This is a genomic window from Anoxybacillus kestanbolensis (genome assembly GCF_001996285.1).
GTDB lineage: Bacteria > Bacillota > Bacilli > Bacillales > Anoxybacillaceae > Anoxybacillus > Anoxybacillus kestanbolensis_A.
This window is the reverse complement of sequence record NZ_MQAD01000005.1, coordinates 233,923-252,572: the sequence shown is the minus strand read 5'-3', so window position 1 is coordinate 252,572 and position 18,650 is coordinate 233,923. Positions and strand designations below refer to the sequence as shown.

Genomic DNA, 18,650 nt, shown 5'->3' with positions numbered 1-18,650 from the left:
TCACGTTTTGTTCACATATATTTTCTTTTTTCTTCACAAATTTACATTAATGTGGATATATAAATGACAAACATGAGGACGGAGTGGACATGCGTAGCTTATTTTTTTTGCTCATACCGATCGTTACACTTTTGTTTACAAAAACGGTATATGGAGAAAAGATTGAAGCACATAAACAACTGCAACAAGCTATTGATGAAGCACATGCTGGCGACGTGTTAATCGTGAAAAAAGGGATATACAAAGGTCCGATCATCATTCATAAGCCGATTCATCTCATTGCTGAACCCGGAGCGGTAGTTGATGGGGAAGGAAGCGAATATGTTGTGACAATTCGTGCTCCTCGCGTTCATGTCGAAGGATTAACGATTCGCAACAGCGCATATGGAAAAGGAGCTGGTGTGCTCATTCAAAAAAGTTCACATGTTACGTTAAAACACGTACGTATAGAACATGTACATTACGGTGTTTATGTAGAAAAAGGAACAAATATCAACCTTTTAAACAATGTCATTCGTGGACGAGATATTCATTTCGCTCAACGAGGAAACGGTATTCACCTATTGAAGACAAGCGGGGTTGTTGTGCGAGAAAATCATATTTCACGTGTGCAAGATGGCATTTATTTAGATTGGGCTAAACATACAATGATCGAAAAAAACGAAGTAACGAATGCACGCTATGCCATTCATTTCATGTATGCTGAAGACGGGATGGCAAAAGAAAATGTGCTCGCAGAAAATATTAATGGAATGATGATGATGATGTCCAAGCAGTTTACGATTGGATATAATACGATTGCTAAACAATTAGATTATCGTGGATACGGAGCGCTCATTTACGATAGTGAACATGTAGTGATGCACAACAACACCTTCCGTTATAATAGCACAGCTTTATCGTTACAAAACGCACGTCATTGTCATGTAAAAGATAATGAATTTATCGGTAACTATCGTGCATTGCACAGCTTATATGAAAATCCCAACATCATTGTTGTGAAAAATAAATTTTTAGGAAATATGGAAGATGCACTTATCCAAGGAGCGCCCATTACATTTGATGACGGAATAAAAGGGAATTATTGGGATGCTTATCAGTTTTATGATTTCAATGATGATGGAGTCGGTGATACCCCACATCGCATTCGTTCTATGTATAGTCGACTGCTGCGGAAATGGCCAAGTGTGCAATTTTATTTTCAAAGTCCGGCGTTATCACTTCTTGATACAACGGAGTCATTTTTTACGCAAGCACAGGCGCAAGGGGAAGACCGCTTTCCACTTATAGAAGTCGATCGCAATAAAAACGAAACAATCGAAAGATCGTGGAAACTGTTGCTGTTTGGAAGCATTTTATTTGTAAGCAGCTTGCTTATGATTGGATATGGAAGGAGAATGACATATGAAAAAAATTGCTAGCCTTTTCTTTGTATGTTTTCTCGTCGCATGTAGTGGAGCGAAAACGTACGAGCCTGAAGAAATTAATCCAGATATTGATGTATGTGTAGTTTGTAATATGAGTATAACAGCAGAACCATATGCTACAAAGATAATTTTAAAAGATGGAACGGTGCATAAGTTTGATGATATTGGGTGCATGATCGAGTGGATGAATAAAAGCAACGAGGACATTGCAAAGAAATACGTTCGCGATGTAACAAACGGGGAGTGGATTGAGCTTGAGCACGCTGTTTTTGTATACAATTCAAATTATTGGACGCCGATGAATTATGGGGTTGTTTCATTTGCAAACGAAAAACATGCCAAAGTATACATGGAACAAGAAGGAAATGGGGAGTTATGGACGTATGAGCAATTAAAAAAACATCGGTGGGGATTTGAACAATGAGTACAGCGATAAAGTACCAATGGATGATGATGATTCGTAGCAAATGGCTTATCACTTTTGCTGTTTTGTTTGCCGTTTTATCATCAACTGTGATCGCAAGTAGCGGACACGAGGTATCAGGAGTATTTACACGTTCGACCGCGGCTTTATTAAATCTGTCCCTTTTGCTTGTCCCACTCGTTGCTTTATTAGCAGGTAGTTTGTTTATTGCGGGGGAAAAAGAAGATGGTCGATTATCGCTTATATTAACATATCCGGTTTCCACTTACTCTTTAACGCTTGGGTTATATGTGGGGAGCTGCATATCATTATGGACAGTTGTTGCGCTCGGGTATGGAAGTGCAAGTATCGCCCTTTTTGCAACAGGAGGGACGTGGTCGACGTTTGTTTTTCTCTCATTTGTATTAACCATTATATTAACAAGTATTTTTTTAGCGATTGCTTTATTCGTTGGACTTGTTGCCTCTAATCGTTTACAAGCCCTCGGCATTAGTTTATTTATTTGGGCGTTTTCCGTTTTATTTTATGAATTTATCGTATTGTTTTTATTATCAGTTGTTCCAAAGCAATGGACCATTTTTTTATTTGCCTTATCTATCATATTGAATCCGGTTGAACTCGTGCGTGTTTGGACCGTGGCTGCTCTGAAAAGTAGCGCACTATTTGGTCCGCAATTATATGAATGGTCAAAATGGGCAGAGAGTGCAAGTGGACAGCTTACATTTATTGCAATCGCATGCATATGGACCATTGTGCCGTTGTGTTTAGTAAACGTATGGATGAAACGAGGGAAACGTTATGCTTGAAGTGGGACAATTGACGAAAATATATAACGAACAAAATAAAGTAGAAAACATTTCTTTTTCTGTTCAAGAAGGACAATGTTTAGCGTTATGTGGCGGTAACGGTGCAGGAAAAAGCACGATTATTAAAATGCTAATCGGACGGCTCCCACCGACGAAAGGAGACATATATGTAAACGAACAACCAATTCAAAACAACGACAAGCAATGGTTTTCATTTATGCCGGATCATCTTCAATTTCCCCCGCTTTTAACAGGTTATGAAGTGTTATCTTTATTTGGACAATGGCAAGGAGCAACAGACGAGCGGGTGAAACAATGTTTAGATGTTGTCGGACTGACGAATGATCAACATAAGCAAGTAAGGATGTATTCAAAAGGCATGCAACAGCGGCTCGCTTTTGCGCAAGCGCTCTTAGCGGATGCCCCATTGCTTATTTTAGATGAACCAACAAACGGTTTAGATCCGTATTGGGTATGGGAATTTAAACGACTTATTCGTTTGGAAAAGGAAAAGGGAAAAGCTATTATTTTTTCGACACATATGCTGTCAATAGTTGAGGAAATTGCAGATACTGTCGTATTTATTCATCAAGGACAAATGCTTATATACGATTCGGTTTCCGCGCTTTGTCAAGATGGAAAATCGTTAGAGTCTATATTTTTTGCACAAATTTCACAACATATGTCATACTGAAAAAGTAAGCAAATATTGCTTGCTTTTTTCATTCGAAGGGGGAGGTAAAGTGTTAAAATTATACGTCATTCGTCATGCTGAAACAGAGTGGAATGCACAACAACGCATGCAAGGATGGAAAGACTCGCCTTTAACTGAAAAGGGAAAAAAACAGGCAGCACTTTTACACGATCGGTTTCGTACAGTCCCGTTTACTGCTGCGTATTGTAGTCCAAGTGATCGTACGAAAGAAACAGCACAAATTGTTTTAGGGCAACGTCATGTGCCAATATATTTTGATGAACGGCTACGTGAGATTTACTTAGGTGATTGGGAAGGGAAAACGATTGCAGAAATTGCGCAATCCGACGAGCAAAATCATTATCATTTTTATCATGATCCAGATGCATACAAGCCGATTATTGGCGAGACGTTTTTTGATGTTCAACGTCGAGCTGTTGCTACGATCCAACATATAGCTAAAAATCATTCAGAAGGTCATATTCTTGTCGTTACACATGGTATGGTGATTCGCACGCTTCTTGTATATTGGAAACAACAAACGCTTGCGGAGTTGTGGAAAAATAGCCGTGTATACGGTACGAGTGTGACGATCGTATCGTTTGACGGGGAAAAGTGGGATATGGAATGTGAATCAGACATTTCACATCTTGAAAGTGGGCTGACACATTTATGAGAAAATGGATTATGTTTTTTACGGCAATTGTCTTTATTGTCGGTTGTACATCGCAAAATAAAGAGAAAACATTTGTTACGACAGTAGAATATGTTGTTGATGGGGATACAGTAAAAATAAAAAAAGATGGCGAAATCGTAACGGTTCGTCTACTAAATATCGATACCCCCGAAACGTATCGCGAAAAACAGGCGTATGGCGAAGAGGCAAAACAATTCGCTAAAGACGTTTTGCTTCACAAAAAAGTGACAGTTGAACTAAGCGCAAAAGAACAACCGTACGATCGTTATGGTCGATTGCTTGCGTACATATGGTTAGAGGATGGAACTTTATACCAAGAAAAAATTGTACAAGAAGGGTTTGCGCGTGTTGCTTACGTATTTGAACCGGACACAAAATATGCAAAAAAATTGTATAAAGCACAAGAAAAAGCAAAAAAAGCAAAAAAACGAATATGGAGTGTCGATGGATACGTGACAGAAGAAGGATTTAATATGAGTGTATGGTTAAATAAAGCTTCGTAAATGTGAAAAGGGCTGGATGAAACAGCCCTTTTAATGTGCGAGCATCGCTTGCATATCTTCTTCTACATCGCCGATAAGTTTGAGACCGAACATGTCTTGTAGGACGCGTAACACACTTTCAGAAATAAAGTGCGGTGCTTTCGGTCCAATTCGAATGTCTTGAATGCCTAAACTAAACAATCCGAGTAAGATTGCAACTGCTTTTTGTTCAAACCATGAAAGAACGATGCTGACCGGTAACTCATTGACCTCACAGCCGAATGCTTCCGCAAGCGCCATTGCAATTTTGACAGTCGAAATCGAGTTGTTGCATTGCCCTAAATCAATATATCGTGGAATGTTCGTGCCAGGAACAACCCCGTAGTCGACATCGTTAAAGCGGAATTTCCCACAGGATGTCGTTAAAATGACAGTGTTTTTCGGTAACGATGTAGCTAACGTGCGATAATATTCACCGCCTTTTCCAGGAGCGTCGCAACCTGCGATAACGAAAAAGCGTTCAATTTTTCCTTCTTTTACAGCTTGAATAATTTCTGGTGCAATTTGAATTACAGTTTCGTGATGGAAACCAGTCACTAACGTTTCATCCGATTCAATGTTTGCTTCTGGAAGTTGTAGCGCTTTCTCAATTAACGGCGTGAAATCATCGTTTTCGATTTTTTGCACATGTTCTAATCCGGCTACATCATATGAAAACATGCGATCAGCATATGAACCTTTTATCGGCATGACACAGTTTGTTGTCGCTAAAATAGCACCAGGGAATTTTTCAAATAGGCGACGTTGATCGTACCATGCTTTTCCGACATTTCCTTTCAGATGTTTATATTTTTTTAATTGTGGGTAACCATGTGCTGGAAGCATTTCGGAATGTGTGTAAATGTTAATTCCTTTTCCTTCTGTTTGTTTTAATAGTTGTTCAAGGGCAAATAAGTTATGTCCTGTAACGAGAATACATTTTCCTTCAATTCTATTTTGCGTTACACGAACAGGTTGAGGAATGCCAAGTCGTTCTGTATGTGCTCGATCGAGTAGTTCCATTACGCGAATGGCTGCTCTTCCGACTTTCATCGCCATGTCTATATGTTCTTGTACGTTAAAGTTAGAGTTTGTTAACGTCATATATAACGCTTCATGTGTCGTTGTATCAACGAACGGATCGGTATACCCAAGTTGATGGGCATGCGTGCGATATGCTGCAATTCCTTTTAATGCAAATACGATCGTATCTTGCAAACTTGCAATTGTTTCATCTTTCCCGCAAACTCCAACAACAGTACATCCCCCTGTTGGTGTTTGTTCACATTGATGACAAAACATTATGACCCCTCCTTTTCTTATTGACACTTTAACAATAGGAGAAAATATGTACGTCGTAAGTGATACATATCACACTTTCATACAAAAATGTGAACGGAATTTGACAATAATCCATATTGAATCAAGAGAAAAAATGTATTAAAATGAAAGAAAATTGAATCAATCAAACTACTAGGGGTGCCGGATGGCGATGGCTGAGAGGAAAACGCGCAATCAGTTTTCCAACCCTTTGAACCTGATCTGGTTTGTACCAGCGGAGGGAAGTAGGCTATGTTTTCAGTACGCAAACTAGTCGACTCTGTCCGACTAGTTTTTATTTTTTTTAGGGGGAATGAATGATGAATGTAGGACAATGGTTAACGCGTGTTAGGAAGGAGTCACCACTCGTACATAATATGACAAATGTTGTGGTGACCAATTTTGTTGCGAATGGTTTGCTTGCTGTAGGCGCATCTTCTGTTATGGCGTATGCAAAAGAAGAAGTAGCGGATATGGTTCGGTTAGCTCGTGCTTTAGTGTTAAACATTGGCACGCTAAACGAAACAGACGTAGAGGCGATGTTAATTGCCGGAAAAGCAGCAAATGAGGCAAACATTCCTGTCATTTTCGATCCTGTTGGAGCTGGTGCGACAGCGTACCGCACCGAAACAGCCAGACGTATATTACGTGAAGTAAACATTTCGATTTTACGTGGGAACGCATCGGAAATTGCGAGCATTGCGGGTGAACAAGTACGTACAAAAGGAGTCGATGCAGGAGACGTTCAAGGTGACCTCGTGGATGTAGCGAAAAAAGCAGCACTCATGTTTCGTTCTGTAGTTGTTGTCACAGGGAAAGATGATGTAGTAACCGATGGAGAACGTATTGTAATCGTCTCAAATGGTGATGCGATGTTAACGAAAGTAACAGGGACAGGTTGTTTGTTAAGTTCGGTATTAGGTGCATTTGCGGGTATAGGAGACGATATGATGATGTCATCAGTTGCTGCCCTCGCTTATTACGGTGTGGCGGCTGAAAAAGCAGCCAAACAAGCAAAAGCACCTGGTTCTTTTCAACTTTCTTTTTTAAATGCTTTACATGAAACGAGTGCAGAAGAAGTTGATCAATACGCGCGTATTCAAGGGGAATAAATGATGAAGCAGAAGCTATCGTTGTATTTCGTTATGGGGAGTATCGATTGTACGAAAGATCCGCTCGCTGTGCTTGATGAAGCAATTAAAGGCGGTATTACAATGTTTCAGTTTCGCGAAAAAGGAAAGGGGGCGCTTACGGGGATTGAAAAATACCGCTTAGCCGAGAAATTACTTGAACGATGCCGAATGTATAATATTCCTTTTATCGTGAATGACGATGTCGATTTGGCCCTCGCTTTACAGGCAGATGGCGTTCATGTCGGTCAAGAAGACGAAGTAGCTGAACGCGTTCGCGATCGCATAGGAGATAAATATTTAGGCGTATCTGTTCACAACTTAAATGAAGTAAAAAAAGCGCTTGCTGCTTGCGCCGATTATGTTGGATTAGGCCCGATTTTCCCAACTGTTTCAAAAGAAGATGCAAAGCAAGCATGTGGACTGACGATGATTGAACATATTCGTGCCCATGAAAAACGTGTTCCACTCGTTGCGATCGGTGGAATTACAGAACAAACAGCCAAACAAGTGATCGAAGCGGGTGCAGACGGAATTGCTGTCATTTCGGCCATTTGCCGTGCTGAACATATTTACGAACAAACAAAACGACTATATGAGATTGTCATGCGTGCAAAACAAAAAGGCGACAGATGATGTCGTCTTTTTGTTTTGTTCTGTGCAGGATTTTATTCATATATGTCGAAAGAAAATAGCGAACAAACGAAAGAGGGGATGGAGAAGATGGAACATATCGTACTATCATACGAAAATCGCGTCGCAACCATTGAATTGAATCGTCCGAATGCGCTAAATGCTTTACATGAACAAATGTTAACAGAGTTGTTACAAGCGTTAAAAGAAGTTGAAGCAAGTGAAGCGGATATCGTCATCATTCGTGGTCGCGGCAAAGGATTTAGCGCAGGGGGCGACATTAAGACGATGTTGCAATCAACGAATGAACATTCATTCATTGAAGTGATGGAAACGATTAAACAAATAGCGATGACATTGCATCAATTGCCGAAACTAACGATTAGCTACATACATGGTGCTGCTGCAGGATTAGGATTTAGTTTAGCCCTTGCTTGCGATCATGTAATCGCAAATAAACAAGCGCGCGTTGCAATGAATTTCATTGGCATTGGTTTAGTTCCAGATGGTGGGGGACATTTCTTTTTAAATCGAAAAATTGGAGATGTCAAATCAAAACAAATCATATGGGAAGGAAAAATAATGAGTGCACAAGAGGCATATGAAGTGGGACTCGTTGATGAAATCGGTGATGAACAAGCGATTCAGCACAAAGTGAATGAATGGCTAGCAAAACCGATTCGTGCGATGATTGCGACGAAGCAGTTATATGCTCGTTTAAGCGAACAACAGTTGTTGAACACGTTGCAAATGGAGACAGCGTATCAAGCGGAAATGCGCAAAACAAAAGACCACGAAGAAGGGATTCGCGCCTTTTTAGAGAAGCGACGTCCGCATTTTAGCGGAAAATAAAAAATTTGCAAAACTTTCATCTTTAAGCTATCTTTTTCGGGTTTGCAACGTGTATAAATGAAATATACAACAATATAACGAAAAGGGCGGCCGAAGATGAAAGTAGTAATTATTGATGACTATATGCCGACATTAGAAATGATGGAAGCGATGCTTGAACATATCGAAGGCATTTCTATTCATTTATTTGAAGATGCGGATAAGGCATATGCCTATATTTTATCTCAACAAGTCGATGTCATTTTAATGGACATTTGTATGCCAGGAATGGATGGGATTGAGTGGTGCCGACGATTCAAGCAACACGAGCAATTACAACATATTCCCGTATTAATGGTCACCGGTTACGATGATGAACAGAAATTAGAGGAAGCGTTTGCGGCGGGGGCGTTTGATTACATTCGCAAGCCGTTTACAATGGTCGAACTCGTTGCACGTGTTCAATTGGCTTATCGCCAAAAAGAAACGATGGACCAACTAAAACGAACAAATGAAGCATATATGGAAAGTTATCGGCATATGTGGACGATGCAAAAAAAGATGAATGAAGATTTGCACTTAGCTCGGCTCGTTCAAGAAGGTTTACTTTCTGAACCGCTGAATAATGAACATATCCATTTGATTGGAACGTATATTCCTTCAACGCAACTATCTGGCGACTTATATTTTTGGCAACAAGTTCGTCCGCATATGTACGCTTTTATTGTTATTGATGTCATGGGGCATGGCGTCGCATCGGCGCTTGTTGCGATGTCGATTCGTTCGTTATTACATGGGTTAATGACAAAAGTGACAGATCCGCTTCTTGTTGTGCAAGAATTAAATCGACATGCTTTCCAATTATTCGGAAAGGAAACGAAATATTACTTTACCGCTTTTTACGGAACAATTGATGTAAAAAAGAAAGTCATCGAGTATGTAAACGCAGGTCATCCCCCAGCGATCTTGATGACGAATCGAAAAATAATGCTTCTAAAAGAAGGAGGCATTCCAATCGGTATTGTAGCAAACGCCCCTTACAAAAAAGGAATGATTTCTTTTCAAGACGATGTATATCTCATTCTTTACACAGATGGATTAATCGAAGTATTAGGTGAAGAATGCGAAAAACAACTTGCCGACGTGATGCAAATGTCTCATACGTTTGATGAGATGGTAAAGAACATAAATGAAAAAACGCAATATGATAAAGGAAATGACGATATTACATTCGTCTCTATTCATGTAAAATAGCAAAAAAGGGGCTCTATTTCGGCCCCTTTATTTAATGTCTACAAATTGATCCAATTGACAAATCGATAATATATGTTTAATAGGTGCTGAAACGCCTGTCATTTCAATACGCATGCGATCTTTTAAAGGATACAACCAGCTAATAAGTAATCGAACGCCTGAGCTATCAATGAACCGAACAGCTGATAAATCGATTTGTAAATGAGATGTGTCCCACGGTTGCGATTGAATGGTTTCTTCCATGACACGTGACGTTTCAAAATTAATATCTTGCTGAAAAGAGACAACGATTTTATCATCATATGTAACAATGTCGATCATATTTCTCCCCCTTTATTTCGCGCGACAACAACAATGGCATGTTTTCCTTTTTCGTCAAATGAAAATTGTGAAGCAAGCTGTTGAACGAGAAAAAGTCCTCGCCCTCCTTGACTAGCTAAGTCGGGAGGAGGGGCGTTGAGTTTTTCCTCCCATTGAAAGCCGTCGCCTCCATCTATGACTTCAATGACGATTGCTTCATCTGACCAGCTGATGTGCACAGTAGCATATTTTTTTGTAGAGTGTCGAATGACGTTTGAGACAAGCTCCCATAATATTAATTGAATCGTGTATTTTTTTATTTCATCTAGTTGAATACGATCATGTATTTGCTCGAGCATCGCCGAAATCATTGTGCTATAATTTGTTTCATTTAGCTGAGCTTGAATCATTGTTTTTTAACTGAATCAAAAGTTGTTGTATATAAGGATGTTTATAATCACCTTGATGCTCGAGACGATACAATTGACTCCATAAAGAGTTGTATGTTGAACGAAACGGGAGCGGGATGCTCTCTCCGAACGAACGTTGCAAATGCATGAGACGAAACTTCGCATAGTTGCGTGACGGTACATCGTTTGGGAGAAGTCCCATATCGATGCGAATGAGTTGCTCATTTGCTTCATGAAGCAACGTTTCTGCCATTTCATCGATATGAGCAAACGTTCGTTGCTCGTATTTCAGCCGTGGGTGTTTCATCGTCATCTTCCTCCGTTTAACAATTACGAATTAAACTTTTCCGTTAACTCCTGATTTAAATCGTTTAACTGTTCGGCCATTTCAGCAATTTGTGAGGCAGCAGATGAAATTTCATCAAACATTTGGTGAAACTGTTCGATGACTGAAGTAAATTGGTCAATTTTTTTACTTGTTGACTTTACATCAGTAACAGATTGGTCAAAGATGTGAATAATGCTTTCGTTTGCTTGTCGGAATGCTCGCGTTTCCTCGACAATTTGTTGAAACGCCTGCTCAAATTTACGAATCGTTTGTTGCACAATATCAATGTGATTTTGAATGTAGTCAAGCGATTGTTCCGTCTGCGTTGCAAGCTTTCGCACCTCATTCGCAACGACCGCAAATCCTTTTCCGTGTTCACCCGCACGCGCCGCTTCAATGTTGGCATTTAACGATAAAATGTTCGTTTGATTGGAAATGCTGCGAATCGCATTGACGATTTCTCCGATTTTTCGCGAGCTATCTGTCAGTTCGTTTGTAAGCGACTTTGTTCCTTCAATTAATGTAGCGACACTATCTAATTTCGTTAACGTTTGTTTTACATCTTCTTTTCCTTTTTCGACGCGTTCGCTCATTTGAACGGATTGGCGTTGAATGCTTGCTACTTCGTCCAACATTCCTTGCACATTTTTTTGTACTTCAAAAATAGAAGCAGTCGTTTCTTCTGCGCTTGAAGCAAGCGTTGTCGATGATTCTGTTAAACGATGCTGCAACTCTGCAATTTCGTTTAACTTCATCATGGACGATGTATACGACTCAATATACGTTTCGATTGCGATTTGCATATCGAAAGAACAAAGCTTAGCAAACGAACAATATATGTTTGTCGCTTCTATTGGAGGTAATTCTTCCATCAATATACGAAGCACTTCGTTTTGAATGATTGTGTAAGCACCTAAGTACCATTCTGGAAACAAACCGATTCGGTTATGAACATTGCCGATCACTTTGCGACGAATAATATATTGCTCACCAATTTCACCCGATACCATATCCATTAAATACGCGCGCAACGTTTGTTTTAAGCGATCAATCGTTGAATGATTATCAATAATGCGTCTTAAATGAGGCATTTGCCCAACTTGATCGTAAAACGCATTGACGATTCGTTCGACATGTTTTGTAAAAAGCGGGCGAATCGAAGCAAGTCGTTGTACATCTTCCTCTGTTAATCCAACGAAAGAAACTTGCTGTTTACGATCGCTTGAAAGGAGTTGTCGATAATACGTTGCAACGTGTGAAGATGTAGAAGGACGAACATTCATATCTTCATTTTCTTTTTGATGTTTTTTGCGGAACAGCTGAATGGCTCCACGTTCATTAAAAAGAGTGTGAAATGGACATTTTGACATCGTTTCCCCTCCAGTTTTCATAAAAATCCCCTAAAATGTTATATCATGTACGGCAAAAAGAAGAAGGAAAATTTTTATGTTATTTCCGAGGGAAGCGCAAAAAATGACAAAGTTTTCCCTACTTGTCGAACAAAGAAGAACGAAGTAAAATGTTTATTTGTGAACAATAAGAATAGCGGAGAGAGAAGCGATGAGTAAAAAAATTTTATATTTATTTTTTGTGCTAGTAGGAGCTACAGTTATCATTTTTGCGAATATGAAACATAACATTTATACGTTCATGTAAAATAGGTATTTCCATTAGTACATGTATACCCCTTTGCACATACGCTAGAAGTGTAACAAACTTTAATACGAAAGGGGTATGAAATATGCATTGTCGTCCAAATATGATGCCGCCAATCGTTCACCCAACAAAATGTTGTACACAACATCAAATGCAAACAACGATTGTGCCGCACATTCATCCGTCACATACGACGTATGTGAACCATCATGTATTTCAACATCAACATTATTTTCCGCATACGCAATCTGTTGTAAACGATGTATCCCATCAACATGTTGTTTGTCCAGGACCTGGTCCGTTTCCACGTCCATTTTAACCGAAGGCAATTCGCCTTCGGTTTTTTGTCGAAAAAAAGACGAAGTTTGTGAAAATGAAAAATTGACAACGACTGCTTTTTTTGAAAGAATAGGTGTAGACATGGATAATTGAGGTGAGCAAACGTGCTGTCGGACCGCATCAACTTAACAGCAAAAGACATTCTTGAAAAAGAGTTTAAAATAAGTATGCGCGGATACAATCAAGATGAAGTTGATCGCTTTCTTGATTTAGTCATTAAAGACTATGAAACATTTCATCAAATGATTGAACAATTGCAACAAGAAAATGCAAAATTGAAAAGCCAATTGCAGGAGGCACAAAAACGTCAGCCATCTCAAACAGGAACGACGAACTTCGATATTTTACAACGTCTTTCCAATTTAGAAAAACATGTTTTCGGAAACAAACTTTACGAATAAATATTCCAACCTTTTCTATTGATTTGGCTTATCGTTTCGGATATACTAGCATATGCTTACATGAATCATGTTCGGGTAATCGCTGCGATGTGTATGCATCGTAGAGGAAAGTCCATGCTCGCACGGTGCTGAGATGCCCGTAGTGTTCGTGCCTAGCGAATTCATAAGCTAGGGCAGTCTGGCGATGCGCTGGGCTGACGGCAGGGAAAGAGCCTACGTCCTTCAACGGATATGGCTCGACTACCTTTAAAGTGCCACAGTGACGTAGTCTTGCTGGAAACGGCAAGAGTGGAACGCGGTAAACCCCACGAGCGAGAAACCCAAATGATGGTAGGGGCACCTTCTCAAAGGAAATGAACGGAGAGAAGGACAGGCGTACAGCCTGTAGATAGATGATTACCACCGAAGTACGAGGCGCAAGCCGTTTGCAGTACGACGGAACAGAACATGGCTTACAGAACATGGTTCATGGCACCACTCTCCTGCACAACATCAGGAGAGTTTTTGTTTTTTGGGGGAATATGAGGGGAGAGTTTGTGGTGAACAAAAAATTGTCATCTTTGTTTGAAACACATACATTTTTATCTATTGCCCATACGATTATTCAAGAAGCGGACGAAGGAATGATTGTGACGGATAGTGAAGGGCATATTTTGTTAGCTAACCCAGCTTTTGAAACGGTGACGGGTTATACGCAAGAAGAAGTGCTCGGTAAAAAACCGAATATTCTTCGTTCTGGACTACACGATCGCAAATTTTATGAAAACATGTGGGAAACGATACGTGATCATGGCGTTTGGAAGGGGGAAATTTGGAATAAACGAAAAAATGGTGAGTTGTTCGTCGAGTGGCTAACAATTAAAGCTATTTATGATGCCGCAGGAAGACCAACGCATTATGTAGCCATTTTTTCAGATGTCACACAACATAAGCGAACGATGGAGCAACTTGCTCGATTATCGAACTACGATTTGTTGACCAACGTTCCAAATCGACAATTATTTACGAAACGTCTACAACATTTGCTTGATATGGCACGCCATTACAATCAACAGCTAGCGATTTTATTTCTTGACTTAGATCGATTTAAATATATTAATGACGAACTCGGTCATTATAGTGGAGACATATTGTTAAAAAAAGTGGCCAATCGTCTAAAAAAGCGACTGCGCACGAAAGATACGTTAGCTCGCATTGGTGGAGATGAATTTGTTGTTATTTTACCTAAACTAAAAGACGTTCAAGAAGCTGTTAGCATAGCAGAACAAATGATTGAATCATTACAAGCTCCTTTTCTATTACATAACAAAGATATATACATCTCGGCAAGCATTGGGATAAGCATGTATCCGAACGACGGAGATGATGGGGAAACGTTATTACGTCGTGCCGATCGCGCTATGCAAAAAGCGAAAGAAAGCGGAAGAAATCGTTTTGAACTATATACGGCTAAATTAGACTATCAAAGCGAAGTAGTGACGTTAGAAAATTATTTGCGAAAAGCGATTGAACGAAATGAATTATTTGTTTGCTATCAACCGATTGTCAATATGAAAACGAAAAAAATTGAAGCATTAGAGGCGTTAATGCGTTGGAAACAACCGAATATCGGGTTCGTTTCTCCTGCGCAATTTATTCCATTGGCAGAAGAAACAGGACTGATTGTTCCGATGACGAAGTGGCTATTCGAACAAGCATGTGTACATATGAAGGCGATTCATCAATTCGCTCCCCACGTAAAAATCGGAATAAACATTTCTGCTGTTCATTTTCAACAAGATGATTTCGTTCAGCAATTATCGACGATCGTCAAAAAACATGATGTACATCCGCGCTTTTTTAAATTAGAACTGACGGAAAGTACGATTATGCCAAATGCAGAGGAATCTGTTCAAAAACTTGTACAGTTAAAACAGTGTGGTTTTAAACTAGCTATTGATGACTTTGGGACAGGTTTTTCTTCATTAAGTTATTTGCATCGTTTCCCAATCGATATTTTAAAAATTGATCAATCGTTCATTCGTCGCCTCTCTTTATATAGCGATGATGCGACGATCGTCTCAACAATTATTATGATGGCGCATCATTTGCATTTATCTGTCGTGGCCGAAGGGGTCGAAACAGAGCAACAATATGAATTTTTAAATAAACAACAATGTGATATGGCACAAGGATATTACATTGCTAAACCGATGCCAATCGACGAGGTACAACAATTTGTTCAAGAATGGGACGAATACATCAATGAAAGGTGAATGAATATGGGACAGATCACATTAATTGCTACTGCAGCAATGGGGCTTGAGTCGATCGTTGCAGATGAAGTGCGTGCGCTCGGGTATGATTGTCAAGTGGACAATGGAAAAGTGATGTTTGTGGCGGACGAGCGAGCGATTTGTCGCACAAATTTATGGCTTCGCACAGCTGACCGTGTAAAGGTAAAAGTAGGGGAATTTCGCGCAACGACGTTCGATGAGTTATTTGAACAAACAAAAGCGCTCCCATGGGCACAGTTTTTGCCGGTTGATGCCCAATTCCCTGTTGTAGGAAAATCAGTCAAATCAACATTGTTTAGTGTATCCGATTGCCAAGCGATTGTAAAAAAGGCGATTGTAGAACATTTAAAGCAACATTACGGTGTTTCTTGGTTTGAAGAAACGGGTGCGTTGTTTCGTATTGAAGTTGCTCTCCATAAAGATGTTGCTACATTAACGATCGATACGAGCGGGGCAGGGTTGCATAAAAGAGGATATCGCGTAAAACAAGGAGAAGCACCATTAAAAGAAACATTAGCGGCAGCGCTTGTTCGGTTGACGAATTGGACACCAGATCGTCCATTCGTTGATCCGTTTTGTGGGTCGGGAACGATTGCGATTGAAGCGGCACTGATTGGTCAAAATATCGCACCAGGATTTAACCGCGATTTTGTATCTGAACAATGGAGTTGGATTCCGCCTCATTTATGGGATGAAGCGCGGGAAGAAGCGGAAGATTTAGCACGCTATGATCAACCGCTACATATTGTCGGATTTGATATTGATCACCGCATGGTCGACATCGCGAAAACAAACGCACAAGAAGCAGGATTAGCAGATTTAATTACATTTAAACAAATGCAAATGAAAGATTTTCGAACGAAAGAGGAATATGGCGTCATCGTCGGCAATCCTCCTTATAGTGAACGATTAGGAGAAAAGGAAGAAGTAGAACAGTTATATCGGGAAATGGGAAAAACATTCGCTGCACTCGATACGTGGTCGATTTATATATTGACCTCTCACCGCCATTTTGAGCAATTGTACGGGAAGCAAGCGACAAAACGTCGAAAACTATTTAACGGTTTCATTGAAACACAATATTATCAATTTTGGGGACCTCGTCCACCACGTTATTAGAAAAAGCTGTCTTGTTGGCAGCTTTTTCTTTTCAACTTCATTGACTTCTTTCCTTTTTTGAACGATAATTAATGTTTGTGTACTTCGTTTAAATTGATGGAGGGACTAAAAAAGTATGAGCAAATATCCGTTTGCATTAAGTAAAAATGAAAATTTTTTTGATAAATTAAATGAATGGATCGGGGACGTATTTTACGATATTTTACCAGAAGCAGGTTTTGAATTACGTGATGAGCAAATTTTTATGGCATTTCAACTTGAGCGAGCGTTTAAAGAGAAAAAAGTGATGTTTGCTGAAGCCGGAGTAGGAACAGGAAAAACGATTGTATATTTACTTTACGCCATTTGCTATGCACGATATATCGGAAAACCTGCCATCATTGCATGTGCAGATGAAACATTAATTGAACAGCTTGTAAAAAAAGAAGGAGATATTGCTAAAATTTCACGCGTTTTAAACATAAACATCGACGTTCGCCTAGCGAAGTCGCCCGATCAATATTTATGTTTAAACAAATTAGACGATATATTGATGACGGAAGAAGAGGAATTATATGAACAAATTTTTGACGAATTGCCTTCATTTGTTCATGACCATGCTCCGCTCCAAACGTTTTACCATTATGGCGATCGAAAAGATTACGCTCACTTAAGCGATGAGCAATGGTCAAAAATTGCTTGGGATCCGTTTCAAGACTGTTTAGCGTGTGAAAAACGTCATCGTTGTGGGCAAACGTTATCGCGCGATTATTATCGCAAAGCGACGGATTTAATTATTTGTTCTCACGATTTTTATATGGAACATATTTGGACGTATGAAGCACGGAAACGTGAAGGGCAGTTACCACTTTTACCTGAAGCGAGCTGTGTCATTTTTGATGAAGGACATTTATTAGAATTTGCTGCTCAAAAAGCGTTAACATACCGTATGAAAGAGACGACGTTAGAAACGTTGCTTTCTCGTTTATTAGAAAATGATATTCGCGAACAATTAGCTTATTTAATCGAAGATACATTAGAACTTAGTACACGATTTTTTGATGAATTGATGAATCATGCTAAAGCGGTACCAGGATCCAATCGTCAAGAATTAACGTTCACTCCGTCTCTTTTACAACTAGCACAAACGTTACGAACAAAAGTTGAACAAATTGGAGACGAGCTCGTATTTGAGAGTGAGACGTATACGATCGACCATTATCAATTGAAAGTTGTTGATGAATACTTAGATCAAATTCACCATTCACTATATTTATTCATTCATAATCGAGATGCGATTACATGGCTTGAATCGTCGCTCGATGGCAACACGCTTGTTATTATGCCGAGAACAGTACAAGAAGTGTTGCGCGAAAAAGTGTTTTCTAAACATATTCCATTTATTTTTTCATCTGCTACATTATCGAATGAAAAATCATTTGATTATATGGCAAAGAGTCTGGGTATTGATGAGTATTTATCATTTCATGTTGATTCTCCATTTGATTATGAGGAACAAATGACAATTTACATGCCGATATTTGAAAATAACGAACGCATATTTGAAAAGAAATATGCATACGCTATCGAAAAAATTCGGGAAACAAACGGGCGTGCACTTGTGTTGTTTCCAACGCGTGAACAATTAAATGAATTTAAAGCTCGTGCCCAGCAAGAAGAAGGATTCACCTTTTTATTTGAAGGGGATCAAGAAATTAGCGAACTTGTTTCCCGTTTTCAAAATGAAGAAGAAACAATTTTATGTGCCCAACATTTATGGGAAGGATTAGACATTCCTGGTCCGTCACTAAGCAACGTCATCATTTGGGCGCTCCCTTATCCGCCAAATGACCCTGTTTTTCAAGCGAAACGAAAACAAACAGACAATCCATTTTGGGAAGTGGACGTTCCGTATATGATTTTACGATTACGACAAGGGGTAGGACGACTTATTCGCCAACGAGATGATCGGGGAATTGTATGTATTTTTGTGACAGACGATGAACCTATGCAAGTGATTGAAACAATAAAGCGCGTTCTGCCGACAGACGTACATCAAAAATAAAGGAATAATTGTAAGTATTGTAGAATAACAAATACAATGG

Annotated in this window: 20 protein-coding genes, 1 other RNA gene and 1 riboswitch; of the genes, 16 read left to right on the top strand and 5 right to left on the bottom strand. The window is 39.5% G+C overall.

Annotation, left to right across the window (positions count from 1 at the left end; translation table 11 throughout):
- Nucleotides 1-89: 89 nt before the first annotated feature.
- From BO219_RS03705 to BO219_RS03680, 6 genes are read left to right on the top strand one after another with little or no spacing between them, the layout of a single operon-like run.
- Nucleotides 90-1,421, top strand: coding sequence for a right-handed parallel beta-helix repeat-containing protein (locus BO219_RS03705; RefSeq protein WP_004890254.1), 1,332 nt, complete (start codon nucleotides 90-92; stop codon nucleotides 1,419-1,421).
- Nucleotides 1,405-1,851: a nitrous oxide reductase accessory protein NosL gene (locus BO219_RS03700; protein WP_077428441.1), complete on the top strand. Its 447-nt coding sequence runs from the start codon at nucleotides 1,405-1,407 to the stop codon at nucleotides 1,849-1,851. The genes BO219_RS03705 and BO219_RS03700 overlap by 17 nt, the downstream gene beginning before the upstream one ends.
- Nucleotides 1,848-2,657 (top strand): ABC transporter permease, encoded by an 810-nt coding sequence (locus BO219_RS03695; protein ID WP_077428440.1) that lies wholly within the window; start codon nucleotides 1,848-1,850, stop codon nucleotides 2,655-2,657. The genes BO219_RS03700 and BO219_RS03695 overlap by 4 nt, the downstream gene beginning before the upstream one ends.
- The gene (locus BO219_RS03690) at nucleotides 2,650-3,351 is read left to right on the top strand and encodes an ABC transporter ATP-binding protein (protein ID WP_077428439.1); all 702 of its coding nucleotides are present in this window, start codon (nucleotides 2,650-2,652) and stop codon (nucleotides 3,349-3,351) included. Before BO219_RS03695 ends, BO219_RS03690 begins: the two co-directional genes overlap by 8 nt.
- A 49-nt stretch (nucleotides 3,352-3,400) precedes the next feature.
- The gene (locus BO219_RS03685) at nucleotides 3,401-4,027 is read left to right on the top strand and encodes a histidine phosphatase family protein (RefSeq protein WP_064214604.1); all 627 of its coding nucleotides are present in this window, start codon (nucleotides 3,401-3,403) and stop codon (nucleotides 4,025-4,027) included.
- Nucleotides 4,024-4,551: a thermonuclease family protein gene (locus BO219_RS03680; RefSeq protein WP_004890265.1), complete on the top strand. Its 528-nt coding sequence runs from the start codon at nucleotides 4,024-4,026 to the stop codon at nucleotides 4,549-4,551. Before BO219_RS03685 ends, BO219_RS03680 begins: the two co-directional genes overlap by 4 nt.
- A gap of 30 nt (nucleotides 4,552-4,581) precedes the next feature.
- On the opposite strand, the gene hcp is transcribed toward BO219_RS03680, so the two are convergent.
- On the bottom strand, nucleotides 4,582-5,871 hold the full coding sequence (gene hcp / locus BO219_RS03675) for a hydroxylamine reductase (protein WP_077428438.1): 1,290 nt from the start codon (nucleotides 5,869-5,871) through the stop codon (nucleotides 4,582-4,584).
- A 163-nt stretch (nucleotides 5,872-6,034) separates the two neighbouring features.
- Nucleotides 6,035-6,150, top strand: a riboswitch (TPP riboswitch).
- A gap of 56 nt (nucleotides 6,151-6,206) precedes the next feature.
- Between hcp and thiM the strand changes: the two genes are divergently transcribed.
- The 4 genes from thiM to BO219_RS03660 all read left to right on the top strand — a co-directional run bounded on the left by thiM (nucleotide 6,207) and on the right by BO219_RS03660 (nucleotide 9,737).
- Complete coding sequence (thiM, locus tag BO219_RS14410; protein ID WP_143271267.1) at nucleotides 6,207-7,001, top strand: hydroxyethylthiazole kinase; 795 nt, start codon at nucleotides 6,207-6,209, stop codon at nucleotides 6,999-7,001.
- Nucleotides 7,002-7,655, top strand: a complete 654-nt coding sequence (thiE, locus tag BO219_RS14405; RefSeq protein WP_129000308.1) for a thiamine phosphate synthase — start codon at nucleotides 7,002-7,004, stop codon at nucleotides 7,653-7,655.
- A 42-nt stretch (nucleotides 7,656-7,697) separates the two neighbouring features.
- Nucleotides 7,698-8,504: an enoyl-CoA hydratase gene (locus BO219_RS03665; RefSeq protein WP_077428437.1), complete on the top strand. Its 807-nt coding sequence runs from the start codon at nucleotides 7,698-7,700 to the stop codon at nucleotides 8,502-8,504.
- A gap of 96 nt (nucleotides 8,505-8,600) precedes the next feature.
- Nucleotides 8,601-9,737, top strand: a complete 1,137-nt coding sequence (locus BO219_RS03660; RefSeq protein ID WP_077428436.1) for a PP2C family protein-serine/threonine phosphatase — start codon at nucleotides 8,601-8,603, stop codon at nucleotides 9,735-9,737.
- Nucleotides 9,738-9,764: 27 nt separating this feature from the next.
- Here BO219_RS03660 and BO219_RS03655 read toward each other — a convergent pair whose 3' ends face one another.
- From BO219_RS03655 to BO219_RS03640, 4 genes are read right to left on the bottom strand one after another with little or no spacing between them, the layout of a single operon-like run.
- The gene (locus tag BO219_RS03655) at nucleotides 9,765-10,058 is read right to left on the bottom strand and encodes an STAS domain-containing protein (protein WP_077428435.1); all 294 of its coding nucleotides are present in this window, start codon (nucleotides 10,056-10,058) and stop codon (nucleotides 9,765-9,767) included.
- Nucleotides 10,055-10,447 (bottom strand): ATP-binding protein, encoded by a 393-nt coding sequence (locus tag BO219_RS03650; RefSeq protein ID WP_077428434.1) that lies wholly within the window; start codon nucleotides 10,445-10,447, stop codon nucleotides 10,055-10,057. Before BO219_RS03650 ends, BO219_RS03655 begins: the two co-directional genes overlap by 4 nt.
- Nucleotides 10,425-10,754 carry a hypothetical protein gene (locus BO219_RS03645; protein WP_077428433.1) on the bottom strand — a complete coding sequence of 110 codons (330 nt, stop codon included), beginning with the start codon at nucleotides 10,752-10,754 and terminating at the stop codon, nucleotides 10,425-10,427. Before BO219_RS03645 ends, BO219_RS03650 begins: the two co-directional genes overlap by 23 nt.
- A 23-nt stretch (nucleotides 10,755-10,777) precedes the next feature.
- Entirely contained in the window at nucleotides 10,778-12,145 is a 1,368-nt protein-coding gene (locus BO219_RS03640) for a globin-coupled sensor protein (protein ID WP_077428930.1), read from the bottom strand.
- Between the two features lie 371 nt (nucleotides 12,146-12,516).
- Here BO219_RS03640 and BO219_RS03635 point away from each other — a divergent pair, with 371 nt between their 5' ends.
- The 6 genes from BO219_RS03635 to BO219_RS03610 all read left to right on the top strand — a co-directional run bounded on the left by BO219_RS03635 (nucleotide 12,517) and on the right by BO219_RS03610 (nucleotide 18,610).
- Nucleotides 12,517-12,750, top strand: a complete 234-nt coding sequence (locus BO219_RS03635) for a CotD family spore coat protein (protein ID WP_009361305.1) — start codon at nucleotides 12,517-12,519, stop codon at nucleotides 12,748-12,750.
- 124 nt (nucleotides 12,751-12,874) lie between these two features.
- Nucleotides 12,875-13,171 carry a cell division regulator GpsB gene (gene gpsB / locus BO219_RS03630; RefSeq protein ID WP_004890279.1) on the top strand — a complete coding sequence of 99 codons (297 nt, stop codon included), beginning with the start codon at nucleotides 12,875-12,877 and terminating at the stop codon, nucleotides 13,169-13,171.
- Between the two features lie 67 nt (nucleotides 13,172-13,238).
- Nucleotides 13,239-13,631: RNase P RNA component class B (gene rnpB, locus BO219_RS03625), an RNA gene on the top strand.
- A 61-nt stretch (nucleotides 13,632-13,692) separates the two neighbouring features.
- Complete coding sequence (locus BO219_RS03620) at nucleotides 13,693-15,426, top strand: putative bifunctional diguanylate cyclase/phosphodiesterase (protein ID WP_077428432.1); 1,734 nt, start codon at nucleotides 13,693-13,695, stop codon at nucleotides 15,424-15,426.
- 6 nt (nucleotides 15,427-15,432) lie between these two features.
- Nucleotides 15,433-16,566, top strand: a complete 1,134-nt coding sequence (locus tag BO219_RS03615; RefSeq protein WP_077428431.1) for a THUMP domain-containing class I SAM-dependent RNA methyltransferase — start codon at nucleotides 15,433-15,435, stop codon at nucleotides 16,564-16,566.
- A 115-nt stretch (nucleotides 16,567-16,681) separates the two neighbouring features.
- Nucleotides 16,682-18,610 carry an ATP-dependent DNA helicase gene (locus tag BO219_RS03610; protein WP_077428430.1) on the top strand — a complete coding sequence of 643 codons (1,929 nt, stop codon included), beginning with the start codon at nucleotides 16,682-16,684 and terminating at the stop codon, nucleotides 18,608-18,610.
- The last annotated feature ends 40 nt before the right edge of the window (nucleotides 18,611-18,650 follow it).